This window comes from Achromobacter sp. GD03932 (assembly GCF_029839485.1).
Lineage (GTDB): Bacteria > Pseudomonadota > Gammaproteobacteria > Burkholderiales > Burkholderiaceae_B > Achromobacter > Achromobacter bronchisepticus_A.
The window spans coordinates 28,061-44,536 of sequence record NZ_JAOCAT010000033.1 but is presented as its reverse complement, the minus strand read 5'-3'; the positions used below and the strand labels follow the sequence as shown (position 1 = coordinate 44,536).

Sequence of the window (16,476 nt, the reverse complement as noted above, 5' to 3'; positions counted from 1 at the left end):
GGTTCACGCATGACACCCGCCATCCGTATCGGTCCCCTCGTCTTTCCCTCGGACCTGCTGGTCCTCATCGTTGCCGCCGCCGTCGGGCTGCTGGCCGCCAGGATATTCACCCGCAAGCTACAGCCCCGGCCCGATACGGGCGCGGTGCTCTGGCGGGCGTTGATCATCGGCCTGGTGGTCGCCCGGCTGGGCTTCGTCTGGCAGTACCAGGCGCACTTCATCGAGAATCCGCTCCGGATCCTGGACCTGCGCGATGGCGGCTGGGCCGGGATGGCCGGGCTTGCCGCGGCGTGGCTCTACGCGCTGTACGCGGCCTTGCGCCGCCAGGCGCCGCAGCCCGCGCTGCTGGGCGCGCTGGCGTTGGCCAGCGCGATCTGGATAGGCGGCGGCCGCTGGCTGGCGCCCGCGCCGCAGGCTCAGCCCGAACTGGCCGCCCTCGCCTTGCGCCAGCTGGACGGCGCACCCGCGGCGCTGGCGGCCTACCAGGGCAAGCCCACCGTCATCAATCTGTGGGCGAGCTGGTGCCCGCCCTGCCGCCGCGAAATGCCCGCCTTCGCCGCGGCGCAAGCGGCGCATCCCAATGTGAATTTTGTCTTCCTGAACCAGGCCGAAGCGCCGCCGGACGTCACGGCGTTCCTGGCGCAACACGCGCCGACGCTGCGCAACGTGCTGCTCGACCCCGCAGGCGCGGCCTCGCGCCAGATGAGCAACCGCGGCCTGCCCGCCACGCTGTTCCTGGATGCCCGGGGACGGCTGGTGGACCTGCGCGTGGGCGAGCTGTCGGCAGCGTCGCTGGCCCAGCGCCTGGAGGCGATCCAGGCGCCGGCCAGCGGCGATTGACCCGAGAGCGCTTCAGGACCTCGGCTCGGCCGCAAGGCGGGCCCAAGGCAAGGGCCGCCCGTCCGTATCGCGTTCGAATAGCGACAGGAGCTGGCCTGCATGGGTGGGCGGTTCTTCCAACCGGACGACCAGGACCGGTCCCGCGGGCAGCGCCCGGACCGTGGCAATGACTGCGGCGGGCGCACCGTCCCGCGACGGCAACTCGGTCCAGGCCAGCAACTCCGCCTGCTCCACCGCCGCCGCGCGCGCCTGTCCATGGCCGCAAGCCGGGCACCACAGCCTCACGGGATAAACCAGATGGCCGCAGCTGCTGCATAGGCTGACGTTGACGCTCATGCTTCCTCCCGCGCCAGCACCGCGGCGTTGGCGCACATGCCGTAGCGCAGCTGCACCATGCCGTAGCCGGTAGCCACGCCGTGGCGCGCGCCGCGTACCTGCCGTTCCCCTGCCTGCCCCAGCAATTGGCGCGCCACTTCGACCAGGCCATGCATGCCGCCGGCGGTGCCCGCCTGCCCGGCGGACAGTTGGCCGCCCGCGGTGTTGACGGGCAAGTCACGCGAGGCCAGGCGGCGCGCGATGAAGCCAGGCAAGTCATCCACGCTGGCGACGCCCAGATCGCACAGCTGCGCCAGCGCCATGGCGGGATAGTCGTCATACACGCTGAGCACATCCATGTCTTGCGGCCCCAGGCCCGCGCGCTGCCAGAGCGCCGGCGCAAACGCCGCGATGCCGGTCTGCAGCCCGTCGCCTTCCTGCTGGTCGCCGTTATAGAGGGCATCGCTGGCCAGCAGCCGCACGCTGATTCCCGCCGGACGCGCGCTCAGTACCAACGCGCAAGCGCCGCTGACCACCGGCACGCAATCCAGGCGTCCCAGCGGCGGCGCGACCATGGGCGCGGCCAGGTACTGCGCCAGGCTCATGGGCTCGCGATACGCCGCGTTGGGATTGCCGGCCGCCCATTGCCGCTGCGCGACACACAGCGCGCCATAGTCTTCCCGGGCAAGGCCGGTATGCGCCATCTGCCGCTGCGTGAGCATGGCGAACAAGGGGTTCGGACCCTCGCAGCCCAGGGGGCTGAGATAGTCCTGCGCGCTGCGGTTGTAGCCCCGCACCAGCCCCGCGAAATCGGCGCCCGTGAAATGGTCTCCCGCGACCAGCACGATGGTCTCGGCCTGCCCCGCTTGCAGCGCCAGCCACGCCTGGCGCAGCAGATTGATGGCGCTGGCGCCGCCCATCTCGTCCTGCATGCACCAGTTCAGCCGCAGTCCCAGACGCCACGCCAGATCGATCGCGCGGTCGGGGCGCAACGTGAATGAAGCCACGCCCAGTCCGTCCACATCGCCGGGCTCCAACCCTGCGCCGCGCAACGCCTGCGCGATCGCCTCGGCCATCAGGCCGGCCGTGCTGGTCCCCGGGCCGGGATGGCGCAACGAAGGCGTTTCGCCCACGCCAACGATGCCCGGGCCGCGCGCCGCGCTCATGCCGATTCCTGCCGCGGCGGTTCGCGCGTCAGCAATAAGGTCAACACCGTGACCGCGGCCATGCCCACCAGGAACCACGCCACCGGGGTCGCCGATTCATACTTGCGCAGCAGCGCCATGGCGATCAGCGGCGACAGGCCGCCAGCGAAGACAGACGCCAGTTCATGCCCCAGCGCCAGTCCGGTGTAGCGGACCTCTGCAGGAAACAGTTCGGCGAAATACGCCGGCTGGGTGCCGATCATCGCGGCGTGGCAGACCGTGTTGCCCAGGAAAAAGGCCAGGAATATCCACACCGGCTCCTTCGTCTGCACCAGCCAGAAGAACGGGAAGGCCACCAGCACCAGTCCGGCCGAACCGATCAGGTACACCGTGCGCCGCCCGATGCGGTCGGACAGGTGGCCGAACCAGACCAGCGTGCCTAGCTCGATGAACATCGACACCAGCACGCCGCCCAGCATGACGTCGTTGGGAATGCCCAGGAACTTGCCATAGGCCAGCGCGAACGCCAGGAAGATGTACGACCCGCCGTTCTCGGCCACACGCAGGCCCATCGCGGTAAACACCTGGCGCGGATAGCGGCGGAACACTTCGACTGCCGGCATGCCGCGCTTGGCGGTCTTGGCGGCTTGCACGAACTCATCGCTTTCCGGGATGTGCTTGCGGATGTAGAGGCCCACGCCGAAGATCAGCACGCTCAAGAGGAACGGCAGGCGCCAGCCCCAGCTCATGAAGGCTTCCTGCGGCAACTGCTGCGCCAGCATGAAGACGCCCGAGGACAGCACGAAGCCGCCCGCCACGCCCAGTTGGCTGAAGGAAGAGAAGTAGCCGCGGCGCTTGCCTCCGACCGCCTCGCTGATCAGCAGCACGCCGCCGCCCCATTCCCCGCCCGCGGCCGCACCTTGCAGGATGCGCAGCACCACCATGGCCACCGGCGCCCAGAAGCCGACCTGGTCATAGGTGGGCAACAGCCCGATCAGGAAGGTCGCGGCTCCCATCAGGCCCAGGGTCCATTCCAGCGCCAGCTTGCGGCCGTAGCGGTCGCCGATATGGCCGAAGATCACGCCGCCCAGCGGCCGCGCCAGGAAGCCGACCGCAAAGCCGGCAAACGCCCCCATGGTGCCCAGCAGCGGGTCGGTGCCCTTGGGAAAGAACAGTTCGCCAAACACCAGCGCCGCCGCCGTGCCGTAGATGAAGAAGTCATACCATTCCATCGCGTTGCCCGCGACGGACGCCATCACCACGCGCCGCGTGCGCTTTCTGCGCGCATCGTCGCCAGCGGCCGCGGCCGCCCCCTTGTATGCCATCGTCATTGCCGCCCCTAGTCTGTTTGAATGGATTGATGACGCTCAGCGCGCCACGCGATAACCGACGGCGTCGCGGTCCCAGGCGTCGCCGGTAATGCCCTCATCCCGCAAGCGGAACTTGCGGATCTTGCCGTTCTCGGTGCGCGGCAAATCCTCCAGCACGCGCAGATAGCGCGGCACGGCGAAATACGGCATGCGAGGCTGGCAGAAGTCCAGCAGCGCCTCGGGCGCGATGGCCTGCCCGGTCTTGTAGACCAGCGCCGCCATGACCTCGTCTTCCGCCAGATCGGAACGCACCGCATAGACCGCCGCGGCAGCCACCGCCGGATGCGCCAGCAGCACCTGCTCCACCTCGTACGAGGAAATGTTCTCGCCGCGCCGGCGGATGGCATCCTTCGTGCGGTCCAGGAAGCGGAAATAGCCGTCCGCATCGCGCACCACCCGGTCGCCCGTGTGGAACCAGAGGTTGCGCCAGGCTTCCACCGTCTTGTCATCCATGCCGAAATAGCCTGTGGCGATGGCGTATGGCACATGTGCGCGCAGCAGCAATTCGCCCGGCGTGCCGTCGGGCACCGCCGCGTCGTGCTCGTCGGCCGCCATCGCGTCGAACTCAGGCGCGGCCCGTCCCATCGTGCCGGGGCGTTGCTCGGCCAGCGTGCCGCCCAGCGCGAAATTGGTTTCGGTGGAGCCGTAGCCCTCCAGCAGCGCAATGCCGGTACGTTCGGCGAACGCCGCATGGAAGCGTTCGGGCACCCCGGGCGCCAGCGCGATCCGCGCGCGCTGGCGCCGTTCGGCTGCGGCAGGCGGCTGCGCCAACAGCATGGGCACCATGGCGCCCAGCAGATAGGTCACCGTGGCGCCCGCGGCCTCGAGCCGGTCGAAATAGCGGCTGGCCGAGAAACGCTCGTCGCAGACGATGGTCGCGCCCGTGACCAGGGCCTGGAAGCAGGCGTTCAGGGCATTGGTGTGAAAGAGCGGCAGGCTCGTGTAGAGCACGTCGCTCTCGACGATTTCCAGGTTGCGCGCGGCGATCCTGCCCCACCAATAGAACTGCGCATGAGGACAGCAAACGCCCTTGGACAGGCCTGACGTGCCCGAGGTGTACAGGATGGCCAGCGTATCTCCCGGCCCAAGGTCGGCCGCCGGCGGGAGCGGCGTGTCCGGCGCGGGAGGAGGCGGACACGCGTGCACCGGCAGCGCGTCGGCATTGCCGTCCAGCAGCCAGATGCGGTTCAAGGCCAGGGGCTGCATGTCCAGTGCGGCCAGCGCCGGACAGGACGCGGCGTCGGCCACCAGCAAGCGGCAACCGCTGTTGGCCAGGATGTGCTGCAGCTGCATGCCGCGCGACGCGGTGTTGATAGGCACCACCACCGCCCCCAGCCAGCCGCAGCCCAGCACGATGGACAGGAACTCATGCCGGTTGCCGGCCATCAGCCCGACCCGGTCGCCCCGGGCGATCCCGGCTTGGGCCAGGCGCGCGGCCCAGGCCGCCGCATGCCCGGGAGCATCGCCGTAACGCAGCGCGCCGCCCGGCGCCTGTACCCATGTGCGCTCGCCCCATCGGGCGCCCTGCTCCAGCAACAACGACGGCAGTGTCAACGCATGCATGGCGGTGCTTCCCCTTTGTTGCGGCCCTCGGCAAGCGTTGCCCCAGCCTTATGAAATTAGTCTAGGAATCAACTATTTATATGTCAAATTTATGGATATTATTTATCTTATAAATCAAGCTGATATGAGAGGCATGCGTGGATTTTGATCTCAACCTCATGCGGGTTTTCCTGACCGTGCTGCAGGAGCGCAGCGTCACGCGCGCGGCGCAGCGCCTGAACCTGACGCAGCCCGCCGTGAGCTACGCGCTGGCGCGCCTGCGCGAAAAGTTCGACGATCCCCTGTTCGCGCGCACGGCGTCCGGCATGCAGCCCACGCCGGTCGCGTTTGCCCTGGCCGACCCCATCGAGCGCGGCATGAACAGCTTTGCGGAGGCGGTCAGCCTGCGGCAGCGCTTCGAGCCCGCCAGCAGCACCCGCCGCTTTCGCCTGTCCATGTCCGATATCGGTGAAATGGTGTTCCTGCCGTCGCTGATGGAACGCGTGCACGCCCTGGCGCCGCGCCTGCAGGTGGAAGTATTGGAGATCCCGCTGGAACGGCTGCCGCAGGCTCTTAAAGAAGGCGAGGTCGATCTCGCCATCGGCAACCTGGCCGGGTTGGGCAGCGAAACCTGCCACGCGGAATTGTTCAGCGAACGCTACACCTGCATGGGCAGGCGCGGCCATCCGGTGTTGTCGACAGGCCTGACGCGCAGCCAGTACAAGCGCCTGGACCACATCCTGGTGGCCTCGCGCGCCAGCGCCCACCGCTTGCTGGACGATGTGCTGAGCGAGGCCGGCCTGCCGCGCAGGCCGTATCTGACCTTGCCGCATTTCTCGGCGGCGGCCGAGATCGTGCGGCGCACCGATCTCACCATGACCTTGCCGCTGCGGGCCGCGATCTGGTTCAACCACGACGACGCGTTCCAGATACGCCCGCTGCCGATCGCGCTGCCGCCCCTGTCCGTGACCGTGCATTGGCACGCCCGCTTCGAAAGCGACCCGGGCACCGTCTGGTTGCGCCGCCTGGTGGTGGAAACGCTGGCGGACCCGGCCTGAGCCCGCCCAGGCGCGGCGCTTATCGCATCGCGGCCAGCATCAGGTCCAGGTTCTGGACCGCCGCGCCTGAGGCGCCCTTGCCCAGGTTGTCGAACACCGCCGTCAGCAGTACCTGGCCGTGCTGCGCATTGCCGTAGACGGCCAGGCGCAGGTCGTTGGTGCCGTTGAGCGCCTGCGGATCCAGGTGCGTATGGGCGGCCGCGTCCTGCGGCGCCACGACCTGCACGTGGCGCGCGTCCTTGTAATGCTGCTGCAGGCAGGCGTGCAGGCGCTCCATGTCCACGCCCGCCGGCAGCAGGCGCAGCTGCAGCGGCACGGTCAGGACGATGCCCTGGCGATAGGCGCCATAGGCTGGCACGAACACCGGCCGCTGCGTCAGGCCGGCATGCCGCTCGATCTCGGGCGTGTGCTTGTGCGCCAGGCCCAGGCCGTAGAGCTGGAACGCCGGTCCCGGCGCGCCGTCCGCGGCTTCGTAGGCGTCCACCGCCGCGCGCCCGCCGCCCGAATAGCCGGACACCGCGTGCACCACTACCGGGTAGTCGGCCGGCACCAGCCCCGCCCGCAGCAGCGGACCCAGCAAGGCGACAGCGCCCGTGGGATAGCAGCCGGGGTTGCTGACGCGCCGCGCCTGGGCGATCAGCCCGGACTGTTCCGCGTTCATTTCCGGAAAGCCATAGACCCAACCCGGCGTCGTGCGGTGGGCGGAACTGGCGTCTATCACCCGTACCGCGGGATTGACGATGGACGCGGCGGCCTGCCGCGCCGGTTCGTCCGGCAGGCAGAGGATGGCGATGTCGCAGCCGTTGATCGCCTGCGCGCGGCGTTGCGGATCCTTGCGTTCCGCCTCGGGCAGCGTCAGCAGCCGCAGATCCGTGCGCCCGTGCAGGCGTTCGTGGATCTGCAGGCCGGTGGTGCCCTGGTCGCCGTCGATGAAAACTAGAGGTTGGGTCATGGCGCTTGCGTCCTGGATCAAAGGGGCGCCGGAAGGTTCCGGGCGCGGGACTCCATCATCGGACTGAAAGCCAGATTACAAAAGTCGAATATCATGACTATCCAATTCAGCTTTCCTGAACGAAACCGCCATGCGTGAAATCAGCCTGGACCGCCTGCGCACCCTGGTTGCCATCGCCGACCTGGGCTCGTTCGCCGATGCGGCGCGCGCGCTGCATCTGGCCCCGCCCACCGTCAGCCTGCACGTGGCCGACCTGGAGGCGCGCATCGGCGCGCCGCTGCTCACGCGCAAGCGCGGCCAGGTCCGCGCCACCGCCATCGGCGAAACCCTGCTGGAACGCGCGCGCCGCCTCCTGGCCGATGCCGACCAGGCGCTGGACGACGTGCAGCGACAGGTGCAGGGCTTGTCCGGCCGCGTGCGGCTGGGCGCCTCCACCGGCGCCATTGCCCATCTGCTGCCGCAGGCTTTGGAAACGCTGGGGCGCAACCATCCCGGCATCGACGTGCAGGTGGCCGTGCTGACTTCGCAGGAAACCCTGCTGCGCCTGGCCGACGGCTCGCTGGACGTGGGCCTGGTGGCCCTGCCCCAGCCGCCGCTGGAAGGCCTGGTGCTGCGCCCCTGGCGGCGCGACCCGGTCATGGCCTTCCTGCCCGCGGACTGGAAAGCGCCCGCGCGCCTGACGCCGGGCTGGCTGGCCGAACGGCCGCTCATCCTGAACGACGCCAGCACGCGGCTGTCGCGCCTGACGGGCGAATGGTTCGCCGCCGCCGGGCTGAACCCGCGCGCCCGCATCCAGCTGAATTACAACGACGCCATCAAGAGCCTGGTGGCCGCGGGCTACGGCGCCACCCTGTTGCCGCACGAGGCCACCGCGCCGCAGCCGGATCCGCGCATCCAGATGCGCGCGCTGCGGCCGGCCCTTTGGCGTCCGCTGGGCATCGCGCACCGCGCCGGGCAGGTGGAACAAGCCACCCGGCATGTGCTGGACGTGTTGTGGGAGCTGCGCGCTTCACCCGCCCGCTGAGGGCGTGCGGCGGAAGTACGCGGTGCGCTGGCTTTCCTCGCGCAGCCGGCGCGCGCGCGAGCGGAACAGGTCCTTGCGCCCCACGATGCCGACCAGCCGGCCGTTGGCCCGGTCAAGAATCGGTATGCGGCCGGCGCCGGTCAGCGCCATGCGGTCGGCGATCTGGCTGGCCAGTTCCTCGGGATGGCCGTACACCAGGTCGCGGCCTTGCAGCGCTTCCCCCAGCGTGCGCCCGGTCTGCTCGTCGTCGATGGCCCAGGCCAGCGTGTCCGCGCGCGTGACTTCACCCACCACCGCGCCTTCGGCATCCAGCACCGGATAGCTGGTGTGCACCGGCTGCGCCGTCGTGAAATGCGCGATGGCTTGCGCCACCGTCCAATCGGCCGGCAGCGTCTGGACCGGCGTGGTCATCACCTGGCTGACCCGCAGCAGGTCGAAGGGATCCACGCGGTACTCGCGGCTGATGTGATGGCCGCGCCGCGCGATCTTCTCGGTCAGTATCGAGCGCTTGAGCAGCAGCACCGTCATCCCGTACGCGAACACGCAGGCCGCCAGCACCGGCAGCAGCGCGCCCATGTCGCCGGTCAGCTCCACCGCGAACAGGGTCGCGGTCAGCGGCGCGCGCATGGTGCCGCCCATCATCGCGGCCATGCCCAGCAGCGCCCAGAAGCCCGGATCGGCCTGCGGCAGCAGCGGCGCGGCCAACGCGCCCAGCGCGCCGCCGAATATCAGCAACGGCGCCAGCACGCCGCCCGAGGTCCCCGAACCCAGCGCCACGGACCAGATGATGACCTTGACCGCCAGAAGCAGGAGCACGGCCTGGAACGCCAGATCGCCCGCCAGCAGATGGCGGATGTTGTCGTAGCCCACGCCCAGCGCCGCCGGCTCGATCAGCCCGCCCAGGCCGATCACCAGGCCGCCGAAGGCCGGCCACCACATCCAGTGCAGCGGCAGTTTCTCGAACAGGTCCTCGGCGGCGTAGACCATGGACGTCAGCACGCCCGATCCCAGCCCCGCCAGCACGCCTACGGCCGCGCAGGCCAGCAGGTGCACGGGCGTGAACGGCAGCGACCCCGAATACGCGAATATCGGGCCGCCATCGAGTGCGAATGCGCGCGTGGCCGCGGCCACCAGCGCCGCCATCGCCACCGGCAGGAAGCTGCGCGGCTTCCATTCGAACAGCAGCAGCTCGACCGCCAGCAACACCGCCGCCAAGGGCGTGGCGAAGATCGCCGTCATGCCCGCGGCCGCGCCGGCCACCAGCAGGGTCTTGCGCTCGCCGTCGTCCAGGTGGATGGTCTGCGCCAACAGCGAACCGATGGCGCCGCCCGTCATGATGATCGGGCCTTCGGCGCCGAACGGGCCGCCCGTGCCGATGGAGATGGCGGACGACACCGGCTTTAACACCGCCACCTTGGGCTGGATGCGGCTCTTGCCGATCAGGATGGCTTCCATCGCTTCCGGAATCCCGTGGCCGCGGATCTTCTCCGAACCGTAGCGCGCCATCAGGCCGATGATGAGACAGCCCACGACCGGAATGGCGACGGAAGCCAGGCCCAGGTGGCCGGTCGTGATGGGCTGGTCCTTGAAGGAGAACTGGTGGTGGTAGGCCAGATTGGTGCACAGCGCGATCAGCCGCAGCAAGGCCCAGGCCGCGGCCACGCTGGCCAGGCCGACCGGGATGGCCAGCCCCATGAGCAGGACCACGCGCTTGTCCGTGGTGAAGTCGCCCAGGCGCAGCGCGGCCCGGGCGGAGGAAGAAGTGGGAGGCATGTTCGAAGACGGGAAGAATTGCGCAGGGATTTGCGAAATGTCATATATATCGTATCACGACATATATTAGAATCGGCCAGGTGAAACCGCCTCCGCCCCCACCCCAGCTGACCGCCACGGACTACGAGCTCCTGGCCGACTTCCGCTATGCGCTGCGCCGCTTTGCCGCCTTCAGCGAAAACGCCGCCGCCGCGCTGGACCTGATGCCGCAGCAGCACCAGGCCCTGCTCGCCATCAAGGGCACCCGCAAGAACGCCCCCGGCCGCCGTGGCCTGTATGTCGGCGAAATCGCCGAACGCCTCCTGATCCGCCCGCACACCGCAGCCGAACTGGTGGGCCGACTGGCGCGCCTGGACCTGGTCAGCCGCGAGGCGGACCCCGAAGACGGCCGCCGCGTCGAGGTCGTGCTGACTGCGAAGGCCGAGCGCATGCTCGAAGACCTCTCGGCCTCGCACCTGGAAGAATTGCGCGCCATGCGCCCGCTGCTGACGCGCCTGCTGACCCGCATCGGCGACGACTCCGGCAACGCCTGATCCACGTCCTGCTGCATAAGCTTATGCAGCGCAGCCTTGCCTCGCGTGATAAATTGTCGCCCCGCGACATATCGATGCGCGAGGAGATCGTTTTGGGTGTAGCAATCAAGCGCTGGCTGGGCTCGTTCGCGCCAGCGCCGGTGGGCGTCAACGGACGCGAGAAACTGTACGGCGCGCTGGGGGCGCTGCTCGGCCTGTTCTGCACGGAATGGGTGGGCCGCCACGCGCTGGGCGACGCCAGCCCCTGGTTCATCGCCCCCATGGGCGCGTCCGCCGTGCTGCTGTTCGCCGCCCCCGCCAGTCCGCTCGCCCAGCCCTGGTCCATCATGGCCGGCAATCTGGTATCGGCCCTGATCGGCGTCTTCTGCGCCCAGTTCATCCCCGTGCCTGGCGTGGCCGCCGCCGTGGCGGTGGCGCTGGCGATCGGCGCCATGTTCTCCTTGCGCTGCCTGCATCCGCCCAGCGGCGCGGTGGCGCTGACCGCCGTGCTGGGCGGCCCCGCCGTCGCCAGCCTGGGCTACGGCTTCGCGCTCTGGCCCGTGGCCCTGAACTCCGCCATCCTGCTTTGCATCGCCGTGGTCTTCAATGGCGCGCTCAAGCGCAACTATCCGCGCCGCCACGCCGACCCGGCCGCCGGCCACAACACCCGCGACCTCGCGCCCAGCGCCCGCCTGGGCTTCAGCCTGGCCGACCTGGACGACGCGCTCACGCAACGCGGCGAGCTGCTGGACATCAGCAAGGAAGACCTGGAAGAAATCGTCCTGGCCGCGGAAATGCGCGCCAGCGTACGGCGCTTTGGCGACGTGCATTGCGCCGACATCATGTCGCGTGACGTGGTCACGGTGCAGGCCCAGGACCCGCTGGACTACGCCGTGCGTCTGTTCGACAAGCATCGCCTGCAGGCGCTGCCGGTGCTGGATTCGGCCGGCCGCTACGCCGGCATGGTCAGCCAGGGCGACGTGCTGGCGCGCCAAACCCGGCTGGCTGCCGTCGCCGTCGACGCGGATGCCGCGCCCGGCCTGCTGGTGGCCGACTGCATGCGCAGCGAAGTGCCCTTCGCCACCCCCGGCCTGCCCGTCATCGAACTGGCCCGCCCCATGTCGGACAGCCTGCATTGCGTGCCGGTACTGGATGAAGCGCGCAACCTGGTCGGACTGGTGACGCAATCGGACCTGGTGGCGGCGCTGTACCAGATCGCGCTCGCGGCCAGCTCGCAGGCGCCGGACCCGGACGCCCAGCGGCTGGCGGCCTGAGCGCCGACCCTCCGTAGCCCTACGGATTCCTGCCCGCGTTGGCCGCAAGGCATAATTTCAGGCGTGAATCCCCTATCGCGCGCTCGCGCCTTCTTCTGCTGGCTGGTCCTGTTCACCTTCGGCGCCCTCTGGATCGGGCGGCAGGACTATGTGGACCAGTACGAACGCTTCACCCAGAGCACCAGCGTGGCGCAGCGCATGCTGAGCCAGAAGACGGTGCAGCATGAAGCCGTGCTGGCGACCCTGGCCGCCCTCTCCCACCCCCCAGCTCCGGAACGCCTCTATCCCAGCCTGCGGCCGGCCATGCCCCAACTGCTGGGGCTGGGCTACCTGTCCGGCGGCGCCTGGAGCGGCAGCGTGGCCGAACCCCCGGGCCTGGCGGCCGCCGTCGAACGCGCGCGCGGCCTGGGCCGGCCCGTGACGCTGCCGGTGGACACCGCACGCTATTGGCTGGTGGCGCCCTCCAGCTGGAGCCTGCTGCTGGACGCCAGCCAGCTGATACCCGCGGCCGACTTTCCTCCCGGCCTGGCCAACTTGACCCTGACGGTGGACCAGACCCCGCTGCGGCTGCTGGACAAGCAGCCAGACGCCAGCGGTCCCGGCTGGCCGCTGGCCCTGCAAAAGCCGCTGGGCGCGGCCAGCCAGCCCTTCCAGATGCGCAGCACGCGCACGCTGACACCCGGCGTCTGGCCCTGGGCCACCTGGCTCGCCTGGGGCTTGGCCAGCGCGCTGCTGGTGGCCGGCGCCGCGGCCTGGCAGCGTTCTCGCGCCCAGGCCCGCCGCCACCAGGAGCAACTGCGCCTGGGCGCCATGGCGCGCCTGAGCACGCTAGGCGAAATGGCCGCCGGCATCGCCCACGAACTGAACCAGCCGCTGACCGCCATCCTGGCCCAGACCCGCGCCGCCGAGCGGCTGCTGGACGACGAAGAGGAACGCCCCGCCGTGCGCCACGCGCTCTTGGCCAGCGCCGAACAGGCCAAGCGCGCCGCCGACATCATCAGCCGCATGCGCGCCCTGGTGCAGCCCAGCTCGCCCGCCCGGCGCGAAGCGCTGGACCCCGACGCATTGGTGGCGTCGCTGCGCTTTCTGCGCGAAACGGAATTGGCCCGGCTGGGCATACGGCTGAGCTGGCACAACGCCAACCCGGGCATGCGTCCGCTGGGCGACCGCGTGGCCCTGGAGCAGATCCTGCACAACCTGGTGCAGAACGCCGCCGATGCGCTGGCCGACGTTGCCGGGCCGCGCCAGATCTCGCTGGAGGGCCGCGCCGATGGCGACACCTATCTGTTCAGCGTCAGCGACACCGGCCCCGGCATCGCCGCCGACGCGTTGCCGCGCCTGTTCGCTCCTTTCTACACCACGCGGCCGCAAGGCATGGGCCTGGGGCTGGCGCTGTGCGACACGCTGGCCGGCTCCATGGACGGCCGCATCGCCGCGCGCAATCTCAGCCCGGCAGGCGCCTGCTTCACGGTCAGCCTGCCGCGCGCCGCCGCCGTCTGACGCCGCAGGAATCTCCCATGTTCGAACAATCCCCGCTGGTCTACCTGGTCGATGACGACGACGCCGTGCGCGACGGCCTGGCGCTGCTGCTGCGCAGCGTGGGCCTGCGCAGCGAGGGCTACGGCGACCCGCTGGCCTTCCTGGCCCAGTTGCACCCGCAGTCCATTGGCTGCGTGGTCCTGGACATCCGCATGCCCGGCATCAGCGGCCTGGACGTGCTGAGCCGGCTGGCCGAGCAATCGGACCTGCCCGTGGTCATGCTGACCGGCCATGCCAACGTGGACCTGTGCCGCCGCGCCTTCAAGGGCGGCGCCATGGAATTCCTGCAAAAGCCCGTGGACGACGACGTCTTCCTGGACGCGGTGCAGGCCGCCGTGCGCACCCACATCGCCAGCCGCGAAAAACTCGCCGTGACCCAGGCCGCGCAGGAACGGCTGGACAAGTTGTCCGGGCGCGAGCGCGACGTGCTGGAACGCGTCGTGCAGGGCCTGAGCAACAAGGAGATCGCGCGCGAATTCGACCTGTCGCCGCGCACGGTGGAGACCTACCGCGCCAACGTCTTCGCCAAGCTGGAAGCGGACAACCTGGCCGGGCTGATCCGCGAGTACGCGGGGCTGCTGGGCTAAGGCCGGTCCAGGCGGCCAGCAACCTTGCACGGCCCCCCTCCGTAGCCCTACGGAGGCCCCAGCGTAGCCGACCGAATACCGCCGATCGGTCGCCATCTTTACTCTGTCTGTTCCCGTCACCGACCCACTAAGGACACAGACATGTCGCCCAAACTCATCGCTTTCGCCGCCCTGTTCGCCTGCGCCGGCGCCGCCAACGCCGCCGTGCTCAACGAGAGCAACCTGTCCATGGCCGACGCGCAGAAGCTGGCCACGGCCACCGTCGCCGCCTGCCAGGCCAAGGGCTACAACGTGAGCGCCTCGGTGGTGGACCGCGCCGGCCTGCTCAAGGCCTTCGCCCGTGCCGACAATGCCGGCCCGCACACCATCGAGGCCAGCCGCGCCAAGGCCTACACCGCCGTCTCGGCCAAGACACCGACGCTGACGATGCTGGAAAACGTGCAGAAGAATCCCGCCGCGGCCACCTTGACCGACATTCCGGGCTTCCTGGTGCTGGGCGGCGGCGTGCCCGTCAAGGCCGGCTCGGCCGTGATCGGCGCCATCGGCGTGGCGGGCGCCCCCGGCGGCAACCTGGACGCGCAATGCGCGGACACCGCCCTGCAAGAAAACGCGGAACTGTTCAAGTAAGCCGCTGCCGGCCGGGACGCGGCGCGTTTGCCGCGCCAGCGGCATCGCGGTAGGCTTGGGGCGCCATGCCCCAGCCGCCCTCCCTCTCCCTGCTCGACGCCATCCTGCGCCGCACCGCCCGGCGCTATCGCGTACCCGCCATTTCCCGCATCCCCGCCGAAGACGCCGCGCCCGCAACCGCGCTCGCCGTCGCCATCGAACAGGCCCGCCAGTCGCTCGAAGATGGCGGCGCGCCGCCGGCCACGGTCAAGCAGGCCTTTCTCGACGCCCTGGCGCGCCTGATACGCGACGCCATGCGCGAGTCCGACGGCGATCCCGCATTCCAGGCCATGCTGCTGCGGCACCGCCTGCCGCTCGTGCGCGAGTATGCCTCCCTGGCCGCGCGCGCCGCCCAGGACCGCCGCGAGATCATTGCCGCCGCCAACGCCATCGCCCACCCCGCCAAGATTCAACGCATGCCGGCAGGCCCCGCGCGCGACGCCATGGCCGCCTTGCAAGCGGCGGCGGCGTCCGAGTCCTGGGCTGCGCTGCCCGAAGCCGCGCGCCGGCTTCTCGGTTTGTCCTCCGAAGCCCAACCGGCCTCCGCCGCGCTCGACCGCCTGCTCGCCAGCCCCGCGCTGGATCATCTGCAACGCCTGGACGCCCTGACCGCCGACAGCGACGTGCGCCGCTACCGCGCCTTGTGGGAACAGCAAGGCCCGCGCCCGGGCAGCGCCACCGCCCTGGCCGAAGGCAACGCCTCGCGGTTGCGCGGCGACGCCGTCGAGGCGCAGGCGCTGCAAGCGCTCCAGGCCCTGGCGCGCCGTCTCAACGACGCCGATGGCAGCCAGGCCTACCAGGCCGTGTCCTCCATGCGCGTACCGCCTTCGATGCCCGCCAACACCGACCGCGCCAAGACAGAATGGGATGCCGCGCTGCTGCGCCGGGCTGCGGGCGATGGCGCGCCGCCGGCCTGGGACCTGTGCCTGCTGCTCGAAGCCAAGGCCTCGGCCGACGCGGCCGCCACCGACTTTCCGCGCCTGCTGCGCGGGCTGCGCCTGCTGACGCAAGCCGATCCACGGACCGACTACGCCTTCAGTACGCGCCAGGGCCGGTACCCCCTGCGTGGCGCGGCGCTGCGGGCGTTGCCCGCCGAAGGCCCGCAGCTCGAAACCACCGTGCTCTATGTCTGCGACGGCCCGGCCGATGCGATCCCGCGCCTGCTCAGCGCCGCCAGCCGCATGCAGCTCCTGTCCGCGCCGCCCAGCCTGGAATATGCCGGTCTTCTGGCGCAGGGTCTGGATGCGGCCCCCGAGACCTTGGAACCGGTCTGGCAACAGCTGCTGCAATCGGCCCAATGGGCCGGCGTGCTGCAGCAATACCCGACGCTATGCCAGGCGCGCGAACTGATGGCGCACCCGGATGACCTGATGGCGGCGATCGAAGGCGCCACGCGCTGAGGCCCACGCCCGCGGGCCGGTTTCGTACTGTGCTTGCCCTAGACCGCGGGCCCCTTCAGCTCGATTTGATTGCCATCGGGATCGAAGCAATAGATCGAAAGCCCTTCGCCTTCCGCGCCATACCGCAACACGGCCTTGTCCGCGGCAATGCCAAACGCTTGTAGATGTTGCACGATGGCCGCTTCATCGAACGGATCGACCCGCAGGCAAAAGTGGTCGACGTTGCGGCGCTCTTTTTCTGGCGCGGCCCCGCCAGCGGCGCCCAAGGCTCCTTGCACATCGATCAGATCGATCATGGACCCGCCGGCGCTCAGGTGGATCATGGCGAGCTTGTCGTTCTTCTTCTTGACGGAGCAGCCTAATACCTTCGTGTAGAAATCCACACTGCGCGCCAGGTCTTGAACCCTGAGCACGACATGGTCCAGGTGCTTGATTTGAAATGCTGGCATGCGGATTCTCCCGGGTCGAACTTGGCATTG

At 69.7% G+C, this 16,476-nt stretch carries 15 protein-coding genes and 1 pseudogene; 9 read left to right on the top strand and 7 right to left on the bottom strand.

What is annotated here, in order from left to right; translation table 11 throughout:
* Positions 1-9 precede the first annotated feature (9 nt).
* Positions 10-840, top strand: a complete 831-nt coding sequence (locus N5C88_RS25835; protein ID WP_280016513.1) for a TlpA disulfide reductase family protein — start codon at positions 10-12, stop codon at positions 838-840.
* Between the two features lie 12 nt (positions 841-852).
* Here the strand turns inward: N5C88_RS25835 and N5C88_RS25830 are convergent, their stop codons facing one another.
* The 4 genes and pseudogenes from N5C88_RS25830 to N5C88_RS25815 all read right to left on the bottom strand — a co-directional run.
* Complete coding sequence (locus tag N5C88_RS25830; RefSeq protein ID WP_059379724.1) at positions 853-1,176, bottom strand: zinc ribbon domain-containing protein; 324 nt, start codon at positions 1,174-1,176, stop codon at positions 853-855.
* A complete protein-coding gene (locus N5C88_RS25825; RefSeq protein WP_280016512.1) occupies positions 1,173-2,321 on the bottom strand; it encodes a thiolase family protein in 1,149 nt (382 codons plus the stop codon). The genes N5C88_RS25830 and N5C88_RS25825 overlap by 4 nt, the downstream gene beginning before the upstream one ends.
* Positions 2,318-3,631, bottom strand: a complete 1,314-nt coding sequence (locus N5C88_RS25820) for an MFS transporter (protein WP_059379722.1) — start codon at positions 3,629-3,631, stop codon at positions 2,318-2,320. Before N5C88_RS25820 ends, N5C88_RS25825 begins: the two co-directional genes overlap by 4 nt.
* Positions 3,632-3,667: 36 nt before the next feature.
* Positions 3,668-5,239 (bottom strand): annotated as a pseudogene (locus tag N5C88_RS25815) (ATP-dependent acyl-CoA ligase); the annotation flags it as partial.
* A 131-nt stretch (positions 5,240-5,370) separates the two neighbouring features.
* Here N5C88_RS25815 and N5C88_RS25810 point away from each other — a divergent pair.
* A complete protein-coding gene (locus N5C88_RS25810) occupies positions 5,371-6,270 on the top strand; it encodes a LysR family transcriptional regulator (RefSeq protein ID WP_251880281.1) in 900 nt (299 codons plus the stop codon).
* Positions 6,271-6,289: 19 nt separating this feature from the next.
* Here the strand turns inward: N5C88_RS25810 and argC are convergent, their stop codons facing one another.
* The gene (gene argC / locus N5C88_RS25805) at positions 6,290-7,222 is read right to left on the bottom strand and encodes an N-acetyl-gamma-glutamyl-phosphate reductase (RefSeq protein WP_280016511.1); all 933 of its coding nucleotides are present in this window, start codon (positions 7,220-7,222) and stop codon (positions 6,290-6,292) included.
* Between the two features lie 130 nt (positions 7,223-7,352).
* On the opposite strand from argC, the gene N5C88_RS25800 reads away from it, so the two are divergent.
* Entirely contained in the window at positions 7,353-8,246 is an 894-nt protein-coding gene (locus tag N5C88_RS25800) for a LysR family transcriptional regulator (protein WP_280016510.1), read from the top strand.
* Here N5C88_RS25800 and N5C88_RS25795 read toward each other — a convergent pair.
* Entirely contained in the window at positions 8,232-10,019 is a 1,788-nt protein-coding gene (locus N5C88_RS25795) for a chloride channel protein (RefSeq protein ID WP_280016509.1), read from the bottom strand. The two genes, N5C88_RS25800 and N5C88_RS25795, sit on opposite strands and share 15 nt — an antisense overlap.
* Before the next feature lie 80 nt (positions 10,020-10,099).
* On the opposite strand from N5C88_RS25795, the gene N5C88_RS25790 reads away from it, so the two are divergent.
* The 6 genes from N5C88_RS25790 to N5C88_RS25765 all read left to right on the top strand — a co-directional run bounded on the left by N5C88_RS25790 (position 10,100) and on the right by N5C88_RS25765 (position 15,997).
* Positions 10,100-10,552, top strand: a complete 453-nt coding sequence (locus tag N5C88_RS25790; protein ID WP_280016508.1) for a helix-turn-helix domain-containing protein — start codon at positions 10,100-10,102, stop codon at positions 10,550-10,552.
* Between the two features lie 74 nt (positions 10,553-10,626).
* Positions 10,627-11,805 (top strand): HPP family protein, encoded by a 1,179-nt coding sequence (locus tag N5C88_RS25785; protein WP_118932025.1) that lies wholly within the window; start codon positions 10,627-10,629, stop codon positions 11,803-11,805.
* A gap of 63 nt (positions 11,806-11,868) precedes the next feature.
* Complete coding sequence (locus N5C88_RS25780) at positions 11,869-13,305, top strand: ATP-binding protein (RefSeq protein ID WP_059379716.1); 1,437 nt, start codon at positions 11,869-11,871, stop codon at positions 13,303-13,305.
* 17 nt (positions 13,306-13,322) lie between these two features.
* Positions 13,323-13,931: a response regulator gene (locus N5C88_RS25775; protein ID WP_059379715.1), complete on the top strand. Its 609-nt coding sequence runs from the start codon at positions 13,323-13,325 to the stop codon at positions 13,929-13,931.
* Between the two features lie 141 nt (positions 13,932-14,072).
* The gene (locus N5C88_RS25770) at positions 14,073-14,558 is read left to right on the top strand and encodes a heme-binding protein (protein WP_059379714.1); all 486 of its coding nucleotides are present in this window, start codon (positions 14,073-14,075) and stop codon (positions 14,556-14,558) included.
* A 65-nt stretch (positions 14,559-14,623) separates the two neighbouring features.
* On the top strand, positions 14,624-15,997 hold the full coding sequence (locus N5C88_RS25765; RefSeq protein WP_280016507.1) for a 3-deoxy-D-arabino-heptulosonate 7-phosphate synthase: 1,374 nt from the start codon (positions 14,624-14,626) through the stop codon (positions 15,995-15,997).
* A 38-nt stretch (positions 15,998-16,035) separates the two neighbouring features.
* Here the strand turns inward: N5C88_RS25765 and N5C88_RS25760 are convergent, their stop codons facing one another.
* The gene (locus N5C88_RS25760; RefSeq protein ID WP_280016506.1) at positions 16,036-16,446 is read right to left on the bottom strand and encodes a VOC family protein; all 411 of its coding nucleotides are present in this window, start codon (positions 16,444-16,446) and stop codon (positions 16,036-16,038) included.
* Between the last annotated feature and the right edge of the window lie 30 nt (positions 16,447-16,476).